Below are 22,630 nucleotides of genomic sequence, written 5' to 3' on the forward strand. Positions count from 1 at the left end.
GTTGTCAGCCAGGCAGCTTCCAGGCGAGGGAGAGCTCGGGGGTGGCGGTCAGCAGGTGTGACGACGGGCCCGGGTGCGACAGTCGGGGCAGGTCGGACCAGGTCGGTGGTTGCGGGATCGTCTCGTTGAAGACGAAATCGAGTTGTACGGTGCCGGAAGGTATTTCAGCGTCGATCGCGGTCCAGGGCAGTACCAGGCGGCGACCGGGAACGCGATCGTAGGTCCAGATGTAGTCGGAGAGCGCATCTTCCGGACGCAATCGGACCGTGCTGTCCGAGGCCGCCGCGACGAGTTCGGCGCGGCGGGCGATATCGGCGAACATATCGTCGGTGGCGGGCTCGTCGACCTGCCATTTCATCGGCAGCACAATGAAATCCACATCACCGGGCTCCCTGGCGGCCGCGCCGAACCAGGCGGCGAGCAGAACACTGCCGCGCAGCATCAGCTGCCCCGCCCACGGTGAATCCGCGACGGCGGCGAGGATGTGGTCGATGGCTTCGCGGCGCGCCGCGAACCAGGCCGCGCCACGGCCGGGATCGGCGAAATGCGGTTCGCTCAAACGCATTCCGAAGGAGTACTCGGCCATCGCGGGATCGAAGACCGGATGCTGGACGACACCCGCGTCCGGTACCGGGGACAGCGTGCGCGGCAGACCCTTGGCCGCCCGGACCTGCTCGGTCGGCGGTTCGGCGGGTACCACCTGGTCGGCCTGCCACGGGCCGTGCCGGAATTCGTTCCACGGAGTGGCGGTCATGACGGTTCCCCGTTCTCGTCGATCCACCCGTCGTCGATGGATTCATCACTGTCGTAGACGACGAATTCGCGTTCGACGGACTGTATTTCGTAATTCCCGACGGTCAGCGCGGTCAGCAGATCGCGCAGCCGGGCGTCGGCGACCGGGTCGCCGACCGAGCGGCAACGCTGGGTGACGAAGCGTTCGGCACGGCCGTCGGAGCGAACGCGCCGCGCGTTCGCGGACAGATGCGCCGCGTGGGCGACCGCGATCGCGGTGAGCGCGGCGGGATCGGCCTGTGGGTCGAGCACCAGTTTCACATGATGTTCGAAGTAGTAGCCCGGTCCCAGCGCCAGCGCCTCGGCAGCCGTGACGGGCACCCCCGTCGCCCACGGCGTCGACTCGATCTTCGTGCGGCACAACGGGAATCCCGCGCCGGTCAGGCGCGCCGCCAGCTCGGCCACCGAATCCCGCACCGACGCGAAGGTTCCCGAATACCGTGCGGTCAGCATCGGCTGATCCCGAACGCGCCCGCGCGCCAGCCGGATATGGGTGAACTTCAATTCCTGTGCGGCGGCGTGCCGTTCGAGCGCCGCCAGGCTGGTCGCGTCATCGGCGCGCACGGTCAGGTGCGCCTCGAAATCACCCTGGAATATCGGTGGAGCTGTCATCACGACCATATGCTCGCAAATCGAACGGGGCCGCGTCGCGGGAGTTTTCGCGCCCCGGTAATACGACACCGCCGGGCGGCCCTCGAAAGGGCCACCCGGCGGCGCGAATTCGGTGAGCGGGGCCGATTACCAGCCGCGCTCGGCGAGCCGGTGCGGCTGCGGGATCTCATCGACATTGATGCCGACCATGGCCTCACCCAGCCCGCGCGAGACCTTGGCGAGCACATCCGGGTCGTCGTAGAACGTGGTGGCCTTGACGATGGCGGCGGCACGCTGGGCCGGGTTGCCGGACTTGAAGATGCCCGAGCCGACGAACACACCCTCGGCGCCGAGCTGCATCATCATGGCGGCGTCGGCGGGGGTGGCGATACCGCCGGCGGTGAACAGCACCACGGGCAGCTTGCCGGTCTGGGCCACTTCCTTGACCAGCTCGTACGGGGCCTGGAGTTCCTTGGCGGCGACGAACAGCTCGTCCTCGGGCAGGGTGCTCAGGCGACGCAGCTCACCGCGGATCTTGCGCATGTGGGTGGTGGCGTTGGAGACGTCACCGGTGCCGGCCTCACCCTTGGAGCGGATCATGGCCGCGCCCTCGGTGATCCGGCGCAGCGCCTCGCCCAGGTTGGTCGCGCCACAGACGAAGGGAACGGTGAAGTTCCACTTGTCGATGTGGTTGGCGTAGTCGGCCGGGGTCAGCACCTCGGACTCGTCGATGTAGTCGACGCCGAGCGACTGCAGCACCTGGGCCTCGACGAAGTGGCCGATGCGCGCCTTGGCCATGACCGGGATGGAGACCGCGGAGATGATGCCGTCGATCATGTCCGGATCGGACATGCGGGAGACGCCACCCTGGGCGCGGATATCGGCGGGCACCCGCTCCAGCGCCATGACGGCTACCGCGCCGGCATCTTCGGCGATCTTGGCCTGGTCGGGGGTGACGACATCCATGATCACACCGCCCTTCAGCATCTCGGCCATGCCGCGCTTCACGCGGGCGGTGCCGATGGAGGGGGTGGTGTCGGACGAGGTCACGGCGAACTCCTGTGTCATCTGGGCCAATCGAATCGGAAACGAACACTCCGAGTCTAGGCGGCGCGATCAGGCCACTTCATAGCCAGTCGGACACGACTGGACTGCTTGCGGTCAAGCCTGTTAGCCGGGTCACAGCTTACGGGCTATCGCGCCGCTACAGGAGACAGGCGCAGCACCGAATCCATCCGGCGGGTCAGGGTCGAGGGGCCGACGAACTCCAGGCGGCCGGTGCGCACCGCATGGTGGATGGGCACCCGGCCCAGCCACACCTGATAGAGCGAACTCACATCGGAGGTAATGGTCACGTGCACCGGATAGCCCGGATCGGAATCGCAGACCGAGGGCACCCCGGACTCCACCACGATCCAGTAGCGATGCGGATCATCGGTGAATCGGACCCCGAGCACATGGCGTTTGCCGGGGAATGACGAGGTGTCCAGCCGGGTATGCATCCACCACACCAGCAACTGGGCGTCCAGTTCCTCCGGTTCGGGTTCGCCGAAGGTCCAGCGCGCTCCCCACGCGCCCAATCCGAACAGGATCGGCTCGAGCTGATATCCGGCATCGGTGAGCAGATAGCGACCGTCCTCGGTCTTGGACACCAGCCCCGCGCGCTCGAACCGGCGCAGGCGGCGGGTCAGCAGACTGCGCGAGAGTCCGGGCAGTCCGCGCGCCAGATCATTGAATCGTGAAGTGCCGGTGAGTAAATCGCGCAGGATGAGCAGTGACCAGCGCTCACCGAGCAGATCCAGCGCGCGGGAGATCGGACAGTACTGGCCGTAACCGGCGGGAGCGATCGTCGACAAGGGGCACCTCGTTATCGTCGGCGGGGAGTCCACTTTATGGACTATTCGGTTATCGCGCCGGTCCATAACTTCGGAAACATGACATCGACTGTTCCGGAAACCACCACCCGCGACTGGATCGCCACCGCCACCGCCGTGGGCGAGGATCTGCTCGACGGAGTCGGCGAACGCGACCGCACCGGCGAGCTCGCCGTCGCCGCCTACGATCTGCTGCGTTCCTCCGGGCTCAGCCGGGCGCTGGTGCCCGCCGAGTTCGGCGGCGGCGGGGCCACCCACCGCGAGATGGGCGAGATACTGCGCGAACTCGGGCGGCACGATCCGTCCCTCGCGGTCGCCTTCGCCATGCATTCGCATCTGGTCGCCGCGCAGGTGTGGCGGCATAAGCACGGCATCGACGCGCGGCCGGTATTCGAGAAGGTGGTGGCCGGGGCGATCCTGGTCAGCACCGGGGCCTCGGACTGGGTCGACTCCAATGGCAGCGCGGTGCGCGTCGAGGGCGGCTATCGGGTGACCGCGCGCAAGGCTCCGGCCAGCGGATGCGAGGCGGGGACCATCGCGGTGAGCAGTATCCGCTGGGATGAGGCACCCGAGGGCCCCAAGGTGCTGCATTTCGCGGTGCCGTTCACCGCCGATGGGGTGCGCATCGAAACGACTTGGGACACACTGGGATTGCGCGCCAGCGGATCACATACGGTGATCTTCGAGGATGTATTCGTGCCCGATGCGGCGGTCTCGCTGATCCGCCCGGCCGATGTGTGGCCGCCGATCCTCAATGTGGTGATCGGTGCGGCCATGCCACTGGTGATGGCCGCGTACCTCGGAATCGCGGACCGCGCGGTGGAATTGGCGACCGATATGGTCGCGGGCCGCGCGGACGCGCACACCGTGCAACTCGCGGGCGAGATGATGAATTCGTACACCACGGCCGCCGACCTCATCGACGCCATGTTCACCGGATCGGACGATCTGCGTTTCGCCAATACCGATGACCATGCCGCCAAAACGCTGAGCCGCAAGACCGTGGCCGCGGACGCACTGGTGCAGACGGTGCGCCTGGCCATCGAAACCGTTGGCGGCGCGGGGTATTCGCGCGGCTGTCCGCTGGAAATGTGGTACCGCGATATCCACGGCTGCCTGTTCCATCCGCTGCCGCGCGCCAAGCAGACCCGGTTCACCGGGCAGATCATGCTCGGGCATTCCCCGCGCGCCTGACGACACGCTTTACGGGCTGGTCGTGCCCAGCGGGTTGATCACCAGCATGGTGGCCCAATATTGCGCCGCGGATTCGCCCACGTACGGCACCAGAAAGTCGTAGAGCAGATAAGACACGAAATCCATCACCTTCCACACGCGGTTCGCCGAATCTCATACCCGGCAAACCGCCTCGACCCTAACCGAGATGCGCGATCGCCACATCCCGATCCTGTGAATGCCCATCGCGCGCGACCGGAAACCCCCGGCAACCGATCCGGGGGAAATTCCGGAAGCCCTTCCGCGGCAGTCCAGTTGCGGGCGCTCGAGTGATCAGTCCCAGCGATCGATGGTGTAGCGGGTACGGATTCCATCCGCCGTGACCCGGAAATCATGACCTCGGGAATCGCCCTTGGACAGGATCAGGCCGCATACCTGCGCCGCATCGCGGCCCGCCACCACCGCGCCGGTGGTGTGGGCCTCCAAGGTTGTGCGGATCTCATGCAGCTCGGCGCGCAGGTATTCGGGGAAGAAACCCGCGCCCCCGCTGTACCCGGTATCGGTCGCACCGGCCAGCGCGAACAACACCGCCTGTTCGCGGCCGGTGCGATCGGGCCCGTACCAGTTCGCCGGATGCGGGACGACCGCCGTCACTTCGCGGAACTCGCCGGGGCGCAGGCCCCAGCGCGCGGGCACGGAACCCTTGACGTAGACGTACCAGGTCACCGGATTGCGGCGATCGGCACGATCCCACTGAATGATCGGCGGCGCTTCGGGATTCGCGGCCGTCACCATCGCGCCGTAGCTGGTGGCAGCCTCCCGAACCTGGTATTCGACGCGCTGCGCGGTGGGCAGTACGGTGCGCGCGAACTTCTCCCACGTCATCACCACCGGATCGGTGTCGAGATCCACTGCGCCACCGCGCTTTCCGGCGGGCACGAGGTGCGCGAACACGCCACCGGACCGTGACTCGGGCGCATCGGCCGATGCGATTCCGGGCTCGGGCACTCGACCCGGGGCGTCGGCGGAGGCGGCCGCGCCCGCAGCGGGCGCACCCGCGGCGAGTATCGCGGCGAACAGCGCATTGTGCTGCGGCGCATGCCATATCGGCCGCACGTCGGCGAGTTTCGCGAAGCGGCGGTCCAGCGATCCGGCGGCCCGCAATTCACCGATGACCTGCTCGGCGCGCGCGATCATGGCCGCGGTCGGCGCGGCCGTGGGGCGGCGATACCGCAGCGGATCCATCTTCTCGGCGAAGCGGCGCCGCACGCTGTCGAAGGGCAGGCCCTCGGCGAGATCGGTGAGCAGGGTGCCGATCATGCCGCTCTTGACGTGAGCGTATCCGGCCGGTGCGGTGGCGGCCGCCAATCGAATGAGGTTGTCGCGCCGCGCCTGCGCGACGGTATCGCGACCTCGCACCCCGTCGAGCGTGCGATGCAATTCCAGCAGCCAGGTGGCGACGCCGAGAATGGTGTCCGAGCGATAGAGCTGCTCGGTGCGCAGCAGCGCCACGGCCTGTTTCACCACGGGCTCGGGGAATTCACCGAGTGCGCGCCGCAGGGTTTCGGCATCCGCATTCTTGGCGGCGATGTACTGGCGGGTGGTCTGCAGCGGGGTCGGACCATGCACCGCGTGCTCGGGCGGGGTCAGCGCGAGATGGGTCCAGCCGCCTCGCTCGGCACGGCCCCACTGCCGCCCTTCGGAACGGAACAACGAGGTGATCGGGGCCCGCTCAACCCACTCCCGCATGGCCGCAACGGCTTTCGAGAATTCCGGAGGTACGCCTGATATCGCCCACAGTGCGGATTCGGAATCGCCTCCGGCAGCGATGCGCACCATGCCGCCGTAGCGCCGCACGAAGGCGCGGCAGGTGCCGCACGCGTGCTCGGCCGCCAATTCCGGCGGCAACGCGCCGAGGAAGACCTCGAACAATCCCTCGGTCGCCACGGTGAACACTTCGGTGCGCTCGGCGAGCTGCGACTGGAATCGAGCGCGCACGGCGTCGAGGAATTCGTCGTATCGGTCATCGATGGGCGCTGCTGCCGGCCCTGCGACTTGCGTTGTCATGATTCTGGTTTCGCCCCCTCGTGCGACTAGCTGGATCCGACCATAGCGCCCGCCCGTCCTCGCCCCCAGCGGATATCCCGCCCCGGAAATATCGGTTTGCCCGCGACGGCGAGACGCCCCAAGATCAACGGCGATGAGTGAAGAATTGGAACAGGCCCGGCAGCTACTCGCGGAAGGCGATGTGCCGGGGGCGGTGCGCACGCTGCGCCCCATCGCGGATCGGACGCCGCTGCGCGAACTCGCCGATATCGTGGTCCCACTGGCTCGCGCCGTCGAGTTCGAGGATCTCGCCGTCGCGGCCGAGGCCGCGATCGAACTGCCCTCGGATGCGAAGGCGCTCACCACTTTCGGCTACGAGTGCATCGAACGCGGCATCTCCTTCCTGGCGATTCCGGTACTGCGCGAGGCCGTGCGACTCGATCCGGGATCCGCGCTCGCGCTCAATGAACTCGTGACCGCGTTCGAGGACGAATACCGGCACCACGAAGCCGTCGAGACGCTGCTGGCGCACGAGGCGTCGCTGCGGCCCTGGCCGGATCGCTATCTGCTGATCTACAACGCCATCCTGTCCGGTGATCTCGACCGTGCGCGTGCGGAATTCGCGACGCTGCCGCCGCCGGAGGATGAGCGGTGGCTGTTCGCCCGCGACCGCGTGGCGCGCATGCTCGAGCGCTCGGACAATGCCCGGACCAGCACCCCGCTCGACTGGACCGATCTGCGCGGCTGGCATTTCACCCTGACGGGCGGGTACCTCGGCACGCTGTCGCCGTACGGCTTCACGGCCGGAATGACCGGGCGCTGGGCCTATCTCGGCGATGGTCCGGAGCTATGCCGGTACAGCCTGAACCGATTGGCGCTGACCCTGTCGGCCACCGGACACACGCCGCGATGGGTTTCGCTGCTGCCGGGCCGAGCCGACCGCGTACTCGGCATGGCCGCGGCCCAGCTGCTCGCCCTGCCGACCCAGCCGTACGAACCTGGCGGTGTGGACACCCTGGTGATCGCCTACGACCTGAACGAATTGGACCACGATCTGGCGCGCACCCTGCATGAGCGCACCGCCGGGCAGATCCTGTTCGAACACGCCAGCTGCTGGACTCAGCCGCCCGCCGTCAGCGCGGATATCACCGGGTTGCTGGCACAGCGCGTCAACGACCCGTGGTCACCGGGATTCCGCGTCGACGGTGCGCCCGCCGAGCCCGATACCCGGTCCGAGGATGAACTCGTGGCGGAGATCGTCCGGGCGGTTGGCACACCGGATCCCGGCGACGGCGCCACCCCGCCCGATACGGATGCCGATTTCACCGCGTTCGTCGCCGCGACCCGGGACACCTGGTTGCGCGGCCCCCGCACCCGGCTCAATTCGCCCGGACCGGTGCGCAGTTCATCGTTCGGCTGAGATGTCGCGGCGACCCGGGCGGAGTTAACGTCGTAGCCTGAGTCGCATTGTTCGTCGTGACATCGGTCGTGCCTTCAATCGGAACCGCAGGCGTATTGCGTGTCGCAGGCGGAGTCGTAGTCGCAGGCAAATCGCAGGTGCGGCGCGAACGCGATCCTCGACACACCTCCACGCCACCACCCGGGGCCCGGGCGCACACCGAAGGAATCAGCGTGTGCGCGCGGGCTTTTCGGCGAACCGCAGTTCCATGCTGACCGGAATGATCTCGACCTCGAGGGCTTGACGCAGCCGCGGGACGGCTTCGCCGAAGATACGGCGGCGCAGCGCGGTCAGGTCCGCGCCGGGTTCGGCGGTGACGATGAGATGCAGGTCGGGGGCGCTGCCCGGACCGGAGAGCACGGCCGAGACCTCGCGGACCTCGGAGTAGCGCTCGATATCGGCCGCTATCGCATCGGCCGCGACCGAGGACGCCAGCAGCGTCGCCCCGGCGGAATTGCCGTGCGACAGCTCCCATTCCACCGCGCGCGGCAATCGGAACACCTGGGCGAGCAGCCAGCGCAGGCACAGCACGCCCAGCGCCACCGCGCACAGCACGATGACCAGCAGTACCCAGTCCGGTGGTGCGCCGGTGCCCGGCACCAGCGCACCGTCCGCATCGATCCAGCCGATACCGCCGCGATTCGCGGCGATGGCGTAGCCGCCCACGGCCAGCAACAGCAAACCCGCGAGCGCGAGCACTGCCCGGTTCAGCCGGGCGGGACGATTGAGTTCGGTCATCTATCGCTCCTGTTTCCGGTGCGATCGCAGTCGGGTCCGCACCGGCGCGCGCGACGCCGGTGCGATGCGGTCCAGGGCCCCGGTCACGGCATCGCGCATGGCGCTGTCGAGGCCATCGGTCTCGGCCCGGCCGGTTGCCGCCGAGACGTGAATCCGCTTGCCGCCCATGCGGACCCGGGCAGATTCCACACCGTGCACGGCGCCGGCCGCACGACGCAGCGCGGCACGCAGCCCACGGCGCGATATCCCGGCGGGGCTGCCGTCGAGTTCTTCCAGCGGTACCACCACCGGACGTCCGGGCACGACGGCGACCAGCAGCAACACCAGCCCCGCCGCGGCGATCGCGATACCCGCGCCGAGCACCAGGGCATCGTCCCAATGGGTGTCGCGCAATCGCCGCGCCACGGCGTCGTAAGACACCAGTTCCCGGCGGCCGAGTAGCCGCTCGGACAGCGAGATCACCGCGACGACGCACAGGGTCAGCAGCACCAGCGCCAGCAGTACAGCCGGTACAACCCGGCGCGGCAGGCGCGTCATCGCACCCTCGCGTCCACGGAATCGTGTGCCGTGGAATGCGATTCGACCACCATCTCGGACACGGAGATATCGAGTCCGGTCACCGTCAGCCCGGCGAGTTCGGCCGTGCGCCGGATCAGATGCTCGCGGCATTGCTCCGCGATCCGCGCCACCGGCAGCGGATACCGGATCGGCAAGCGCACCGACAGCACCGCCGACTCACCGGTCACCCGGGCATCGACCGTGACCCGGCCCCGCACCCCGTCGACCTCCCGGGCGGCATGCGCCGCAATGCGCTGTACGGCACGTTCACTCACCGTCGTCCGGCCCGCGGGCTCATGCACGACGGTGTCGGTCATCGCCTGCCCCGGTCCCGGACCGAACGCAGCAAACCGGACAGATCTATCTCACCGTCGAGCCAGCGCCCGGCCAGCAGTCCCAGCCCGGCGAACACCAGCACGATGGCGAACGCGCCGAGACCGCCGAAGGCCGCGGCGAATCCGAGCGCGATGCCGACGGCCAGGCATATCGATGTGGCGTTCATCTGCGACTCCTCAACGAGGCGGGCACTATTGGACGCGGGTGGCGGCGGAGGAGGTGTCGTCGTCCTCGGGGATGTAGACGTCATTGACATTGATATTGACCTCGACCACTTCGAGTCCGGTCATCTGCTCGATCGCGGCGATCACACTGCGGCGAATGGAACGCGCCAATTCCGCGATGGCGACGCCGTATTCGACGACGATCTCCAGATCGACCGCGGCCTGGGTCTCCCCCACCTCGACCGAAACGCCCTGTCCCACACTGGCGGACGCACCGGGAATGCGATCGCGGATCGCGCCGAACGCGCGCGCGGTGCCGCCGCCCAGATCGTGCACGCCGCGCACATTGCGCGCGGCCAGACCGGCCACCTTCTGCACCACGATATCGGCGATGGTGGTGGTGCCCTGATCGCTGTGCAGTTCGCTCTTGGTCGTCGACGCGGGCTTTCTGCCGGTGTCGGCGGGTGTTTCGCTCTTGCTCTTATCGGTTGCGGTGGTAGTCATGCCTGCCTCCAATTCGCTTGTGCTGAAACGGGTCACACGGGAAATCAGGGGGATGCGGTCTCGAACGCGCTCGCGGCGAGCCGCGTGACCACCATGCGGATGGTGGCATCGGCCCAGGCGGTATCGGCCAGCAGCGGCCGCACCGCCTCGGACAGTCGGTCCAGTAGCGCGGGCAGTGGCAAAGCTGTTGCCACCACCCGGATTTCGATGGTTCCGGCAATGAAGTCGATGGCGGTGTTGCGGCCCGGCCAGGGCAGGCCGCCGGTGATCGAGGGTTCCGGTTCCAGGCCGTCGAGCGCCGAAATCGCTTCGGCGATCGCGTCGACCAGCTCCGCGGGGGCCTTCATCGGGCCTCCGGTTCGATATCGATGATGGTCACCGACACCTCGTCGACGCGCACCCCGGTCTGCGCGCGCACGGTCCGCATCACCGCGTCCTGCACCTCGGCACCGAGCGCACCGGCATGCTGCCCGGCCGCGATCGACAGTTCCAGCTCGACCGCGAGCACCCCGCCATTGCGGTGCACGCGAACACCTTTCGTGGAGGCGAGCTCATAACCGCTCCACAGCTGCTTCCCGGCTCGGTTGAACGCCGCGACCAGACCGCGCAGCCCGTGCTCGACCCGCACCACCCCGGGTACGTCCAGCGCGGCCCGCACCGCCACACCGGCCACCACCGGATCGGCCACCACCAGTTCCGCGCGCCGGGAACTCATCGACCCTCCCACTGGAATTCGTTGCGCCCCAACCTCATCGACCACCTCTTCGGACGGCGTGCGCACCTGCTGCGGCACGACCGCCGCTTCGGACGGCCCGCGCACCTGCTGCGCCACGACCGCTTCCCCGGTGGTCGGCACGCTCTTGGTCATCGCCCGCCCTCCTGATAGACATCGACGATCGCGATATCGAGCCGCCCGACCAGCAGACCGGTGCGCGCCGACGCGGCGGCCGTGACGCGTTCGCGCACCCGCGGCACCAGACCCTGTACGCCCTCGCCGCTCACCTCGACCGCGATGGTCATGGAGATGTGCACGACCGTCTCACCGTCGGGGCCGACCCCGACCGGCCGCAGCCGCACGCGCCGTGCCCGCACCCCGTCCACGCTGTCCGCGGCGAAGCGCAGCACCACCGCGACGGCCTGTTCGCTCACCGCGACCGTGCCCCGATGCGGGGTGGCCAGGCCGAGCACCTGCCCGCGCCGCCGCTCCGCGCGCACCGCGGACATGATGCGCTCCACCAGATCCGCGGGCGGCGGATCGGGTTCGTCGATCAGTTCGCGGGTCGCGGTGCGCAGACCCAGCAGGCTCTCGCGCGCGGTCCGGCAGTGCGCGCAACTCGCCTCGTGCGCGTCGCCGCCGCCGTTCTGCACGGTGTCGAGCCGATCCCACACACTGTCCAATGCCCGGCCGCAGGGCAGCAGGTAGTCCGGTTCGGTATCGATATCGGTATCTGTCACCGCCATGGCTGCATCACCTCCGCCAGTTGGGCTCGGGCCCGCGCGATGCGACCGCGTACCGCGGTGGCGTTCGCGCCGACGATCTCGCCGATTTCCTCGTATGAGCGGCCGTGCACCTCGCGCAACAGCCAGCACGCTCGTTGTTCGGGGGTGAGCTCCCCCAGGGCCGCGGTCAGCGCCTCCAATTGGCCGTTGACCTGCGCCGCGTGTTCGGGCCGGGTCTCGACGCGCGGGGATTCGGCGGCATCGGGATCGGCGTCCACCGGAAGTTGCCGCGAGCGCAACAGATTCAGGCAGCGATTGGTGGTCATGCGGTAGAGCCAGCCCGAGAAGGCGGCATCGTCCTCGAGTTGGGCGATGCGCCGCCAGGCGGTCAGGAAGACCTCCTGCACGATGTCCTGCGCCTCGGAGCGGTCCGCCAGCATCCGCGAGGCCAGCCGGAACATGGCACCTTCATAGCGGAGAACTAGCTGTTCGAAGGCGCGAATATCGCCGTCACGGACGCGCGCGGCCAGGGTGGCATCGTCGGACACACCTGTGAGCGCCGCTTCCGGCATGGTCCCAGCACCTCCTCATCGCTTCACAGAGTTAGACACACGAGGACGGAGATCGTCACGAAGCAGTATGAGTGATGGTTGTCTCAATGGTTGCCGCGTGACGAATCGACTGTCCGGAGTGTCCGGATGCGATGAGGGGCGCAGGGGTGGGCGATCAGCCCAGGGCGTAGACGTACCGGCTGGTCGGGACCAGATCCAGGTTCTGGTGCGCGCCGAAACGGACCACGCTCTCCATCATGAGGGTGACGCGGCGTTGCAGTTCGGCATCGTCATCGCCCGCGCCGTAGAAGGCGTGCACACTGGTCATGGCCGCCATGGGGAACAGTTCCTCCACGAGCGCGTCGACCGGTTTGCCCGGGGTGATCTGCTCCAGCACGGTGTTCTGCACGTAACCGAAGGTGTCCTGGGTGTCGATGGCGACCGGGGTGTGCAGGTCGTGCCAGCGATGCAGCCATTCACCGCGGGTCAGCTCGGCCGGGATGCGCAGCAGCGCGAAATTGGCCAGGGCGTCGGTGCGCTCACCATTGCCGACCTTGGGCGGCACGATCGGGGTGCGCTCGTCGACGGTCCAGCCGTTCACCTCATCGGCCACCGAACCCAGTGCGGCGGTGACTGGTTCGTGCCCGCCGCGGGTGCGCACGCTCACGATCGCGTCGATGGGCCGGTCGTAGGTGCTGTGCTTGACCTGTGCCGCGGCCACATCGGAATCGCGCACATTGATCTGGAATTCGGTGGCCCCGATATCGGCCAGCCGGTGCCGTAGCTCGGCGGCGTGCAGCCGCTCGTCCAGATCCGCGCCCCACAGGGCGTACATCAACTTCATTCCGAGTCCTTCACCGCTCACTTTGACCGGCTCACGGTAGCTCGACGGGCCTGTTCCAGCCGTTGGTTTCGGCACACCCGTCCCATCCAGCGGACCCGCGCGGGTTCGGAACTCATTCCGGGATGTGATGCCGTTCACATCGGGCCGGTCAAACACCTATTTATATTTTTCGCAGAAATTCGTGAAACACATCCGGGTTTGCGTGAGATTAACCGAGTATCCGCAATCCAGCGGAAGACGAAAGGAAAGAAATCATGTTGCTCGGACTCATCGGCGCATTCGGCGTCGGCGCTGCTCTCGCTGTAGCCGGATTCCTCGCTGGACTGGGTATCCTGATCTGAATCAGAGACCCGCAAGGGGCTCGAGGACAATCGAAGCCCCTGACACATGGACCGATCGCCACCACGGATAACCCCGGTTATCCACGGTGGCGTTCGGCGTTTTCGGAGATAATTCAGCGAATGGAGCGGACTTCCGGATCGACATCGCCGTCCGCGGCGCTGATCGCCTCGCTGAGCAGCTGATCCAGGTGATACGGGTACACGGTCTCACCCGCCGCGTCGATGGCCGCGATATCCGCGGGGGTGCACCATTTATTACCGGTGATGGAACGCCGCTCGATGAAATCGAGTTTCGCCGGATTCGGTTCGAAGTTCTTCGCCCGGAGCGCGAAGAAAAGTTCTTCCGAGCGAATCAGCTCACCATTGAATGGAAAAACCGCGACGCGACGCCACAGCGGCCCGCGCAGGGCGGAAGAGTCTGCGGGATAACCCGTTTCTTCGTATAGCTCGCGGATAGCGGCTTCGCGCAATGATTCCCCCGGATCGACACCGCCGCCGATGGTGAACCAGAATTCGACATCCGGCACTTTCGGATCGCGACCGCGCAGCAGCAATACGCGATTGTCTTCGTCCAGCAATACAACTCGCGCCGACGTCCGGACGGTATCGACTTCCAGTCCGGTAGAGGCTGCGGCGGTTACCCGTTCGGCGATCTCGAAATAGGTCGGCAGCGGTGCGGTACCGCCCAGGTGCAGGATGCGGACCAGGCGGCGGGTGCGCAGCGCCAGGGTGTCGCGCACGGCGTCATTGTGGAAGCGGCGCGCGATCAGCACGCGCGCCTCGGCATCGGCCAGTTCGGCCACGATCTGCGGCGGCAGCCGATCGATATCGATCGCGGAAAGCGCTGCGGCCAGCTGGTTTTCAATGGGCTCGCGGTCCTGCCAGTCGGCGCGCTCGGCGCGGCCCGCGAGGGCGGCCAGCCGCCGCGCCTGTTCGGTCTGGTCCGGGCCCAGCAGCGCGGACACCGAACGCGCGACCACCGCGCGCCGGGCCAGTGCCGCGTCCAGGGCGTGCCGGGCCTGATCGGTGCGCACATGCAGGCGGTCCAGGCGATTGGCGGTCGTGTACGCCCAGACGCCAATGGTGATGACAACGGCCGCGATTAGGGCTAAAACCAGAATCGTGGTGGCGGAGAAAGTGATCATCCGGCGGTCCGCACGCGCATATCGCCGACCGTGACGGTCTCGTAGACGCGCAGGATCTGTTCCGCGACGACCGGCCAGTCGTATTCGCCGACAACCTGATTCGCGGTGCGGATGAGTTCCTCGCGCCGATTGGCATCGGTCAGCACGCTGTCGAGGGCCGCGGCCAGCAGATCGGAATCACCGACCGGGACCAGCATGCCCGCGGTGCCGTCGCGCAGCACCCGGCGGAAGGCGTCCAGATCGCTGGCCACCACGGCGGTTCCGGCGGCCATGGCCTCCACCAGCACGATGCCGAAGCTCTCGCCGCCGAGGTTGGGCGCGCAGTACACATCGGCGCTGCGCATGGCCGAGGCCTTCTCCTGATCCGAGACCTGTCCGAGAAAGCGCAGGTGCGAGGCGTTTTCACCGGCTTCGCGGCGCAGTCGCTCCTCATCGCCGCGGCCCACGATCAGCACTTCGATCCGCGGGTGGCGACGCACCAGTTCGGGCAGCGCGCCGAGCAACACGTCCATGCCCTTGCGGGGTTCGTCATAGCGGCCCAGGAACAGTACGGTGCCGCCCGCGCGCGGATAGCCGTCCAGCAGCGGGGCGTGCGCGAAGGCGGGAACGTCCACGCCATTGGGGATTTCGACGGCGTCGCCGCCGAGCGCCTCGACCTGCCAGCGCCGGGCCAGCTCGGATACCGCGATCCGGCCGCTGATCTTCTCGTGGTACGGCCGCAGCACACCCTGAAAAGTGCTGAGCACCAGCGATTTCGTGGTGGAGGTGTGGAAGGTGGCCACGATCGGCCCCTCGGCGATCTTCAACGCCAGCATGGACAGGCTGGGCGCGTTCGGCTCGTGAATATGCAGTACGTCGAAATCGTTCTCGGCGATCCAGCGGCGAATCCGGGTGTACGCGGTGGGGCCGAAGGAGAGCCTGGCGACCGACCCGTTGTACGGGATGGCGACCGCGCGACCGGCGGACACCACATAGTCGGGCAGCGGGGTGTCATCGGCGGCGGGCGCGAGCACGCTCACCTTGTGCCCGCGCTCGATGAGCACCTGCGCGAGTTCGACCACATGCGCCTGCACCCCGCCCGGAACGTCGAACGAATACGGGCAGACCATGCCGATTCTCATAGCGCGCCGTCTCCCCTGTGCCCGTCGGCGTTCTGCTTATCGCCGGGCTGCTGCTGATACCCCGTGTGCTGCTGCGTCGCGGCGATGCGATCCAGTCGCGATTGCGACAAATCACTTTCCCACAGTGGCTGCAACATGTGCCAGTCCGCGGGGTGGGCGGCGATATTGGCGGCGAAGCGATCCGCGAGTAACTGGGTCGCCGCGGCCACGCCGCCCGAGACGTCCAGGGGCGCTTCGGTCTTGAATCCCCAGCCTTCGCGGCCCTGCGCGTCGACGGTGTTCCAGCAGTGCACCGGGATCAGTGCCGCACCGGTTTCGATGGCCAGTTTGGCCGCACCGGCGGGCATCCAGGTGCGCTCGCCGAAGAAGTCCACCGGTACGCCCTTACCGGTGAGATCGCGCTCGCCCATCAGGCAGACCGCGCGGTTCTGCCGCAGCCGATCCGCCAATTGCGGGAACGGCGGCTGCTCACCACCGGTGAGCGGGAAGACCTCGAAACCGAGGCTCTCGCGGTATTCGACGAAACGCTCGAACAGCGATTCCGGTTGCAGCCGTTCGGCGACGGTGGCGAAGGTGCCGTGCGCCTGCACCAGCCACACCCCGGCCATATCCCAGTTGCCCGAATGCGGGAGCACCAGCACCGCGCCGCGACCGGCGGCCAGGGCCGCGTCCAGGTTCTCGACCTCATTGATGAACAGCGTGCCCGAGCGCACCATCTCGGCGTGATCCATGGCGGGCAGCCGGAACGCCTCGCGCCAGTAGCGGGCGTAGGACCGCATGCTCGCGCGGACCAGTTCGTCGGGGACCTGTTCGGGGGTCGTACCGATCACCCGGGCGAGGTTGCGCCGCAATTGATTCGGCGCTCCGGCGCGCGACTTGCGATTGGCCTTGCGCGCGGCGGCATCGGCTCCGGCGTCGAAGGCCTTGCGCACCAAGCCTTCCGGAAGAGTGCGCACCAGCGCCCACCCGGCCGCGTAGGCCTTATCGGTCATCGCGGACGTGAAATCGCTGCTCACCGCTGGGGTTCCTCCGGCGCTTTGGGCACAGTGGGGATGATCTCGCGGGCACCGGGCGAATTACGCACGGCCAGCACGCGCTGGAATACGGTGACGATGCTCAGCACCGCGAGCACGTAAATGGCCACGTACACCGCGTAACTCAGCCATTCGATCTCGAAATAGCCGCCGATACCGGTGAATCCGGCGCCGACGAGTCCGATGACCAGGCGGTCCGGGCGCTCGATGATGCCGCCGTCGGCCGAGAGCCCGCTGGCCTCCGCGCGTGCCTTGGCGTAGGAGATGACCTGCGAGGTCACCAGTACCACCAGCGTCGCGGCGAACAGGATCTTGGAGTTCGCGTGGTAGACCGCCCACCAGGCCAGGCCGCCGAAGATGGCGCCGTCCGCCACCCGGTCACAGGTGGCGTCCAGTACCGCACCGTATTTCGTGCCGCCGCCGCGGGCGCGCGCCATCGCGCCGTCGAGCATGTCGAACATGACGAACAGCCAGATCACCATCGTTCCCCAGAACAGGTGATCGGACGGGAACAGCGTCACGGCGGCCGCGATCGAGGCGGTGGTGCCGATGAGCGTCATCGCGTCCGGCGTCAGTCCGGTGCTCACCAGTGCTTTGCCCAGGGGCGCAGTCGCTTTGGCGAACGTTTCGCGACCGAAGAAGCTCAGCACGCTATTCGGATTCCTTCCATGCACCAGCCAGCAATGCCCGGGTCTCCCGCAGCAGTTGTGGCATCACCTTCACTCCGCCGACGACGGTAATGAAGTTGGCGTCACCACTCCAGCGGGGCACGATATGTTGGTGCAGGTGATCGGCGAGTGAACCGCCGGCAACGCCACCGAGATTCAGCCCGACATTGAAGCCTTCGGGCCGCGAGACGCGCTTCATGACGCGAATCGCCTGCTGGGTGAAGGCCATCAGTTCGGTGCTCTCCTCGACGGTGAGGTCCTCGAGGTTGGCCACGCGACGGTAGGGCACGACCATCATGTGGCCGGGGTTGTACGGGTACAGGTTCAGCACCGCGTACACCCATTCGCCGCGCGCGATGACCAGGCCGTCCTCATCCGCCATCTCCGGGATGTCGGTGAAGGGATGCCCGGTCTTCTTGGGCGCGTCCGGCTTTCGCTCCTCGGTCGCGCCGGTGATGTAGGACATCCGGTACGGCGTCCACAGTCGCTGCAACCGATCCGGCTCCCCCGGTCCACAGTCGACGATCGACTGCGGACCCGAATCCCCAAGCCCCGCAGTATCTTCGGTGAGGCCCGCCGCACGTTCAGTCATGCCCTACCCGTTCGTCTTCTCGAAACGCGCCGCCGTCGGAGAGTCGTTCTCGCGGTGCGCGATCCACTCGACCACCGCGGCCACCGCCTCGGCGACCGGTACGCCGTTCACCTGGGTGCCGTCGCGGAAGCGGAAGCTGACCGCGCCCGCCTCCACATCCTTGGCGCCGGCCAGCAGCATGAAGGGGACCTTCTGCGCGGTGTGGTTGAAGATCTTCTTCTGCATGCGGTCATCGCTGCGGTCGACCTCGGCGCGCACGCCGTGATCGCGCAGCGAGTCGATGACACCGTCCAGGTGTTCGGCGAAGGCGTCGGCGACCGGGATGCCGACCACCTGCACCGGCGCGAGCCAGGCCGGGAACGCGCCCGCGTAATGCTCGGTGAGCACGCCGAAGAAGCGCTCGATGGAACCGAACAGCGCGCGGTGGATCATGACCGGGCGGTGCTTGGCGCCGTCCGCGCCGGTGTACTCGAGCTCGAAACGCTCGGGCAGGTTGAAGTCCAGCTGGATGGTGGACATCTGCCAGGTGCGCCCGAGCGCGTCCTTGGCCTGCACGGAGATCTTCGGGCCGTAGAAGGCCGCGCCGCCCGGATCCGGCACCAGGTCCAGACCGGAATCGGTGGCCACCTTGCGCAGGGTTTCGGTGGCTTCTTCCCACAGCTCATCGGAGCCGACGAACTTCTTCGGATCCTTGGTGGAGAGCTCGAGGTAGAAGTCGTCGAGGCCGTAATCGCGCAGCAGCGACAGCACGAACTGGAGCGTGGTGGTGAGCTCCGCGTGCATCTGCTCCTTGGTGCAGTAGATGTGCGCGTCGTCCTGGGTCATACCCCGGACGCGGGTCAGGCCGTGTACGACACCGGACTTCTCGTAGCGGTAGACCGAGCCGAATTCGAAGAGCCGCAACGGCAATTCGCGGTAGGAGCGCCCGCGCGCCCGGAAGATCAGGTTGTGCATCGGGCAGTTCATCGGCTTGACGTAGTAGTCCTGGCCGGGCTTGCGCACGGTGCCGTCGTCATTGAGTTCGGCATCGAGGTGCATGGCCGGGAACATGCCGTCGCGGTACCAGTCCAGGTGGCCGGAGACCTCGAAGAGGTGGCCCTTGGTCACGTGCGGGGTGTTGACGAATTCGTAGCCCGCGGCGGTGTGGCGGCGGCGCGAGTAGTCCTCGAGCTCCTTGCGGATGATGCCGCCCTTGGGGTGGAACACCGGCAGGCCCGAGCCCAGCTCATCGGGGAAGGAGAACAGGTCCAGCTCCAGGCCGAGCTTGCGGTGATCGCGCTTCTCGGCCTCTTCGAGCAGGTGCAGGTACTCATCCTGGGCTTCCTGGGATTCCCAGGCGGTGCCGTAGATGCGCTGCAGATCCTCGCGGCTCTGATCACCGCGCCAGTAGGCGGCCGAGCTGCGGGTGAGCTTGAACGCGGGAATGTACTTGGTGGTGGGCAGGTGCGGGCCGCGGCACAGATCGCCCCACAGCTTCTCGCCGGTGCGCGGGTCCAGGTTGTCGTAGATGGTCAGCTCTTTGCCGCCGACCTCCATGACCTCCGGATCGTCGATGCCCGATTTGTCGTTGATCAGTTCCAGCTTGAACGGCTCGTTCGCGAGTTCGACGCGGGCGGCCTCGATATCGGTGACGCGGCGCGAAAAGCGCTGCGCGCCTTTGATGATCTTCTTCATCCGGGATTCCAGCTTGGTGAGATCCTCGGGGGTGAAGGGGCGCTCGACCTGGAAGTCGTAGTAGAAGCCGTCCTTGATGAACGGGCCGATGCCGAGCTTTGCGCCCGGGAACTCCTGCTGCACGGCCTGGGCCAGCACGTGCGCGGCCGAGTGCCGGATCACGCTGCGGCCGTCCTCGGAATCGGCGGTGACGGCCTCGACCTCGACGTCGGTCTCCGGAATCCAGGACAGATCCTTGAGATTGCCCTCGCCGTCCTTGACGACGATGACCGCGTCGGGGCCCTTGCTCGGCAGGTCGGCCTCGCGCACCGCGGCACCCGCCGTCGTCCCGGCCGACACCCGGACGAGGGCGACTGGGCTCTTCGGGGCTGTGGTGGTCACGGCTGTGCACTCCTTGGCATTGTCGTAAGCGCGGGAAATCCCCGCGATGTCTGGCCGGTCCATGCTATCGGCACGCCTGTGACCGCGTGCCGATGGACCTGGTGCCGGGGTGTCAGCCCCGCGCGGCCAACTCCTCCAGCAGCGCCTCGCGCTGTGCCGCAGGACGTTTCGGGCAGCTCGTGCACATCTCACAGCCGGGGGCCTCGAACACCAGGCAGCACGAGATGCGGCGCACAAAAGTGCGCCCGCCGATATCACTGAATCGGGGTACCGGCATCCGCCCGGAAACCTCCCTGGCCAGCGCCGATCCCACTTCCTGCGCGCCCGCGTCGAGCGCGCGATTACCGATCGCGTCGGCCACGATCGCCCACAGCGCCGCCACCCCCGCACCGGACACCTCGGCCACCACCGGAATCACCGCCGACAAGGTATGCCGCAGCGCGTGCCCGACCGGTTCCACCTGAATGGGGTCGCCGCCGACGCCCAACATGATCGGGTCGCCGGTGTCCGGCTCGCCCGCGCCCACCCCCGAACCGTCCACCGAGCCCAGCTCGCACATGGCCAGCACCCGCTCGACTCCCCCGTCCGGCCGCATCTCCAATCCGATGCTCGCCAGCGCCGGATCCATCACCGGCAACCCGGCGGCCTGCGCGCTCACGATCGGTTCCACCAGCGATGACGCCACCATGCACCACCACAGCGTCCCGGACACCCGGGAATCCCCGGTCCCCCAGGAAATCCCCATATCCGAGATCCGCTCCCCGAGCCACTGCCGATCCAGCAGTCGCGCTCCGGGCACCACGTTGATCCGAACAGGAGGCTGCGCAACCATTTCCATTGGACTCCGATCCAGCCGCCACCGAAGGGGCTCACCAACCAGGATGTCACTGCGGCGCGACCGAGGCTCCCGCGGACGGCGTTAACCCTATGCGCAGCTACGCGCCGCTCTCCGCAGGCGCGCCCGCCGCCCCCGATCCCGGGCATCGCGAGTCGCGTTGCGTGGTGGTTGCTCCTTGCCTCTAGGGGTGTCCCCCGAGATCTCCTGTGATCGGGAACATGCGGGATCCTCCTCGAGGTTGATACGAAAGGCGACCACGGAGCGATGTATTGAACGTCGCTCCAGCGCAGAATTTCTGGTGCGGTCGGCGGCCACGCTTACGCAGGAAGCTCACAGGCTCAACGGATCCGGGTCTCAGGGTTCGGCGTGAAAGTGGTGGTCGCGGAGGTTTGCCGCGTGAACTCGATCCACCTGGTGAAGAGGAGAACACCGTGCCCGCAATGGTTTCGATCGCTGTCTCGGGAGTTTCGTCGGAGGTTGTGCGGGAGTACCGCGACCGCGGCTGGAACGTCGATGAGACCTCGGGGGGACCCCGGTTGGTGACCGATGAGCGGATCGCGGCTGTCGAACTCACCGGGCCGCTGGCGGCCGGCGTGCGCCGGTTCCTGCGGGCGAACAATCTGTCCGGACCGGTGATCGAGGTGCGCGGGGCGCAGCGGCGGGAGATCCATCTCGTGGTGGGTGCGGGCAAGGCGGCCAAGGCGATCGAGGCGCTGCGGGCGTCGGGGGCCGTGGTGTACACCGAGGGCGCGACGGTGCCGCTGCCCGCTTCCGGTGGTGCGGCGGAGTGGGGTATCGGGCCCGATGAGGCGCGCTGGATGCCGCCGCTGGTGGCGATCTCGGCCGCGGTGCGCGCGGCGGAAAGCCGGTACGGCGCCCGGGTCACCGAGCTGGCCTGCTGAGGACCGAAACCACCGAGCTATCCGAAGACACTGAGCCGCAGCGCATCTCGCCGGGGAAGACGGCGAAATATGCCAATCGGCCGAGCAGGTGCTTCGGGGGGATTCGTTCTACGCTGCCCGCGTGAATCCCCCGGAGACCGCTCATACGGACTCGCGGCCGTGGCTGCGATGGACGCTCATCCTGGCCGGAATCATCCTGGCCGCCGCCATCGGGGGGACCCTGGTGTCACAGCGGCTGATTCCGGACAGGCCGCGAATCGATATCGCGGCGGCCAGGATCGGCGATTGTGTTGCGGGCAAGGATGTGGTGCCGTGCTCGGATGAGCGCGCCCTGTATCGCGTCACCGCGATCGTCGGCATCGGCGAATCCTCCAAATGCCCGCCGCTGAACAGCTCGGCGCTCGGCAGAGCGCGCTCGTTCGACGAAACCGCCAATGGCACCGTGTGTTTGGCGTTCCTGAACCGCTAGAGCTGGCGGATCACCTTCTCGGCGAGATAGAGCGCCGCGACCACGCCCGCGATGATGATGACGGGATAGGGGTTCGCCGCCTTCGCGTAGTCGTAGGTCGACGCGGCCGCGACGATCGTCATGAGGAAGAAAAGAAACCGCTTCATCTGCTTGCTCCCTGGCGGGGATTCCAGGGTAGACGAGGCAATTGCACTGCGTCCCAGCCGAATCCGAGCAAGGGCAGGGTACGGACAGCACTACGGCAGGCCTTGGGCCGAACGCTGCCGCTTGCGGCGAAAACGACTGTCGGGGGCCCGCGTAACGCCGGGGGCCCCCACAGGGGGGTGAGAAAAGCTCAAAGAGGACGCGGCCCCGGCCCAAAGGTCGGGGTGGGGGTTATACGAAAGGGCGGGGGC

27 protein-coding genes are annotated in these 22,630 nt (G+C 67.5%); 4 read left to right on the forward strand and 23 right to left on the reverse strand.

Annotation, left to right across the window (positions count from 1 at the left end; all coding sequences use genetic code 11):
* Window positions 1–4 precede the first annotated feature (4 nt).
* From ACFVUS_RS08945 to ACFVUS_RS08960, 4 genes are all read right to left on the reverse strand, one after another.
* On the reverse strand, window positions 5–754 hold the full coding sequence (locus ACFVUS_RS08945) for a nucleotidyl transferase AbiEii/AbiGii toxin family protein (protein ID WP_387762832.1): 750 nt from the start codon (window positions 752–754) through the stop codon (window positions 5–7).
* Complete coding sequence (locus tag ACFVUS_RS08950; RefSeq protein ID WP_387762834.1) at window positions 751–1,407, reverse strand: hypothetical protein; 657 nt, start codon at window positions 1,405–1,407, stop codon at window positions 751–753. The genes ACFVUS_RS08945 and ACFVUS_RS08950 overlap by 4 nt, the downstream gene beginning before the upstream one ends.
* A 123-nt stretch (window positions 1,408–1,530) precedes the next feature.
* The gene (gene pdxS / locus ACFVUS_RS08955) at window positions 1,531–2,433 is read right to left on the reverse strand and encodes a pyridoxal 5'-phosphate synthase lyase subunit PdxS (RefSeq protein WP_387762836.1); all 903 of its coding nucleotides are present in this window, start codon (window positions 2,431–2,433) and stop codon (window positions 1,531–1,533) included.
* Window positions 2,434–2,576: 143 nt separating this feature from the next.
* Entirely contained in the window at window positions 2,577–3,239 is a 663-nt protein-coding gene (locus ACFVUS_RS08960; RefSeq protein ID WP_387762837.1) for a winged helix-turn-helix transcriptional regulator, read from the reverse strand.
* A 78-nt stretch (window positions 3,240–3,317) separates the two neighbouring features.
* On the opposite strand from ACFVUS_RS08960, the gene ACFVUS_RS08965 reads away from it, so the two are divergent.
* Complete coding sequence (locus ACFVUS_RS08965; RefSeq protein ID WP_387762840.1) at window positions 3,318–4,451, forward strand: acyl-CoA dehydrogenase family protein; 1,134 nt, start codon at window positions 3,318–3,320, stop codon at window positions 4,449–4,451.
* 312 nt (window positions 4,452–4,763) lie between these two features.
* Here the strand turns inward: ACFVUS_RS08965 and ACFVUS_RS08970 are convergent, their stop codons facing one another.
* Window positions 4,764–6,497 carry a hypothetical protein gene (locus ACFVUS_RS08970; RefSeq protein ID WP_387762843.1) on the reverse strand — a complete coding sequence of 578 codons (1,734 nt, stop codon included), beginning with the start codon at window positions 6,495–6,497 and terminating at the stop codon, window positions 4,764–4,766.
* Between the two features lie 133 nt (window positions 6,498–6,630).
* On the opposite strand from ACFVUS_RS08970, the gene ACFVUS_RS08975 reads away from it, so the two are divergent.
* Window positions 6,631–7,896, forward strand: coding sequence for a hypothetical protein (locus tag ACFVUS_RS08975; RefSeq protein ID WP_387762845.1), 1,266 nt, complete (start codon window positions 6,631–6,633; stop codon window positions 7,894–7,896).
* A gap of 207 nt (window positions 7,897–8,103) precedes the next feature.
* Here the strand turns inward: ACFVUS_RS08975 and ACFVUS_RS08980 are convergent, their stop codons facing one another.
* From ACFVUS_RS08980 to ACFVUS_RS09060, 17 genes are all read right to left on the reverse strand, one after another.
* Entirely contained in the window at window positions 8,104–8,673 is a 570-nt protein-coding gene (locus ACFVUS_RS08980) for an alkaline shock response membrane anchor protein AmaP (RefSeq protein ID WP_387762847.1), read from the reverse strand.
* Complete coding sequence (locus ACFVUS_RS08985; RefSeq protein ID WP_387762850.1) at window positions 8,674–9,210, reverse strand: DUF6286 domain-containing protein; 537 nt, start codon at window positions 9,208–9,210, stop codon at window positions 8,674–8,676.
* On the reverse strand, window positions 9,207–9,548 hold the full coding sequence (locus ACFVUS_RS08990) for an Asp23/Gls24 family envelope stress response protein (protein ID WP_387762853.1): 342 nt from the start codon (window positions 9,546–9,548) through the stop codon (window positions 9,207–9,209). Before ACFVUS_RS08990 ends, ACFVUS_RS08985 begins: the two co-directional genes overlap by 4 nt.
* A complete protein-coding gene (locus ACFVUS_RS08995; protein WP_364632201.1) occupies window positions 9,545–9,733 on the reverse strand; it encodes a hypothetical protein in 189 nt (62 codons plus the stop codon). Before ACFVUS_RS08995 ends, ACFVUS_RS08990 begins: the two co-directional genes overlap by 4 nt.
* A gap of 25 nt (window positions 9,734–9,758) precedes the next feature.
* A complete protein-coding gene (locus ACFVUS_RS09000) occupies window positions 9,759–10,235 on the reverse strand; it encodes an Asp23/Gls24 family envelope stress response protein (protein ID WP_387762857.1) in 477 nt (158 codons plus the stop codon).
* A 44-nt stretch (window positions 10,236–10,279) separates the two neighbouring features.
* Window positions 10,280–10,582, reverse strand: coding sequence for a hypothetical protein (locus ACFVUS_RS09005; RefSeq protein ID WP_387762860.1), 303 nt, complete (start codon window positions 10,580–10,582; stop codon window positions 10,280–10,282).
* Window positions 10,579–11,103 carry an Asp23/Gls24 family envelope stress response protein gene (locus ACFVUS_RS09010; RefSeq protein WP_387762863.1) on the reverse strand — a complete coding sequence of 175 codons (525 nt, stop codon included), beginning with the start codon at window positions 11,101–11,103 and terminating at the stop codon, window positions 10,579–10,581. Before ACFVUS_RS09010 ends, ACFVUS_RS09005 begins: the two co-directional genes overlap by 4 nt.
* Window positions 11,100–11,696, reverse strand: coding sequence for an anti-sigma factor family protein (locus tag ACFVUS_RS09015; protein ID WP_387762865.1), 597 nt, complete (start codon window positions 11,694–11,696; stop codon window positions 11,100–11,102). The genes ACFVUS_RS09010 and ACFVUS_RS09015 overlap by 4 nt, the downstream gene beginning before the upstream one ends.
* Window positions 11,687–12,247 carry an RNA polymerase sigma factor gene (locus ACFVUS_RS09020; RefSeq protein ID WP_387762868.1) on the reverse strand — a complete coding sequence of 187 codons (561 nt, stop codon included), beginning with the start codon at window positions 12,245–12,247 and terminating at the stop codon, window positions 11,687–11,689. Before ACFVUS_RS09020 ends, ACFVUS_RS09015 begins: the two co-directional genes overlap by 10 nt.
* Window positions 12,248–12,401: 154 nt before the next feature.
* Window positions 12,402–13,070, reverse strand: a complete 669-nt coding sequence (locus ACFVUS_RS09025; protein ID WP_387762871.1) for a hypothetical protein — start codon at window positions 13,068–13,070, stop codon at window positions 12,402–12,404.
* A 454-nt stretch (window positions 13,071–13,524) separates the two neighbouring features.
* A complete protein-coding gene (locus ACFVUS_RS09030) occupies window positions 13,525–14,553 on the reverse strand; it encodes an NUDIX hydrolase (protein WP_387765458.1) in 1,029 nt (342 codons plus the stop codon).
* Window positions 14,553–15,677, reverse strand: a complete 1,125-nt coding sequence (locus ACFVUS_RS09035) for a glycosyltransferase family 4 protein (protein WP_387762874.1) — start codon at window positions 15,675–15,677, stop codon at window positions 14,553–14,555. Before ACFVUS_RS09035 ends, ACFVUS_RS09030 begins: the two co-directional genes overlap by 1 nt.
* Window positions 15,674–16,693, reverse strand: coding sequence for a phosphatidylinositol mannoside acyltransferase (locus tag ACFVUS_RS09040; RefSeq protein ID WP_387762877.1), 1,020 nt, complete (start codon window positions 16,691–16,693; stop codon window positions 15,674–15,676). Before ACFVUS_RS09040 ends, ACFVUS_RS09035 begins: the two co-directional genes overlap by 4 nt.
* A complete protein-coding gene (gene pgsA / locus ACFVUS_RS09045) occupies window positions 16,690–17,361 on the reverse strand; it encodes a phosphatidylinositol phosphate synthase (protein ID WP_387762880.1) in 672 nt (223 codons plus the stop codon). Before pgsA ends, ACFVUS_RS09040 begins: the two co-directional genes overlap by 4 nt.
* A 1-nt stretch (window position 17,362) precedes the next feature.
* Window positions 17,363–17,971: an HIT family protein gene (locus tag ACFVUS_RS09050; protein ID WP_387762883.1), complete on the reverse strand. Its 609-nt coding sequence runs from the start codon at window positions 17,969–17,971 to the stop codon at window positions 17,363–17,365.
* Window positions 17,972–17,974: 3 nt separating this feature from the next.
* Window positions 17,975–20,026 (reverse strand): threonine--tRNA ligase, encoded by a 2,052-nt coding sequence (thrS, locus tag ACFVUS_RS09055; RefSeq protein ID WP_387762885.1) that lies wholly within the window; start codon window positions 20,024–20,026, stop codon window positions 17,975–17,977.
* 112 nt (window positions 20,027–20,138) lie between these two features.
* Window positions 20,139–20,825 carry a (2Fe-2S)-binding protein gene (locus ACFVUS_RS09060; protein ID WP_387762888.1) on the reverse strand — a complete coding sequence of 229 codons (687 nt, stop codon included), beginning with the start codon at window positions 20,823–20,825 and terminating at the stop codon, window positions 20,139–20,141.
* Window positions 20,826–21,304: 479 nt separating this feature from the next.
* Here ACFVUS_RS09060 and ACFVUS_RS09065 point away from each other — a divergent pair, with 479 nt between their 5' ends.
* Window positions 21,305–21,766 carry a hypothetical protein gene (locus tag ACFVUS_RS09065; protein ID WP_387762891.1) on the forward strand — a complete coding sequence of 154 codons (462 nt, stop codon included), beginning with the start codon at window positions 21,305–21,307 and terminating at the stop codon, window positions 21,764–21,766.
* Between the two features lie 121 nt (window positions 21,767–21,887).
* Window positions 21,888–22,235, forward strand: coding sequence for a hypothetical protein (locus ACFVUS_RS09070; RefSeq protein WP_387762893.1), 348 nt, complete (start codon window positions 21,888–21,890; stop codon window positions 22,233–22,235).
* On the opposite strand, the gene ACFVUS_RS09075 is transcribed toward ACFVUS_RS09070, so the two are convergent.
* Window positions 22,232–22,381 (reverse strand): hypothetical protein, encoded by a 150-nt coding sequence (locus tag ACFVUS_RS09075; protein WP_364632171.1) that lies wholly within the window; start codon window positions 22,379–22,381, stop codon window positions 22,232–22,234. The two genes, ACFVUS_RS09070 and ACFVUS_RS09075, sit on opposite strands and share 4 nt — an antisense overlap.
* Window positions 22,382–22,630 lie beyond the last annotated feature (249 nt).

This window comes from Nocardia sp. NPDC058058, assembly GCF_042885355.1.
Lineage (GTDB): Bacteria > Actinomycetota > Actinomycetes > Mycobacteriales > Mycobacteriaceae > Nocardia.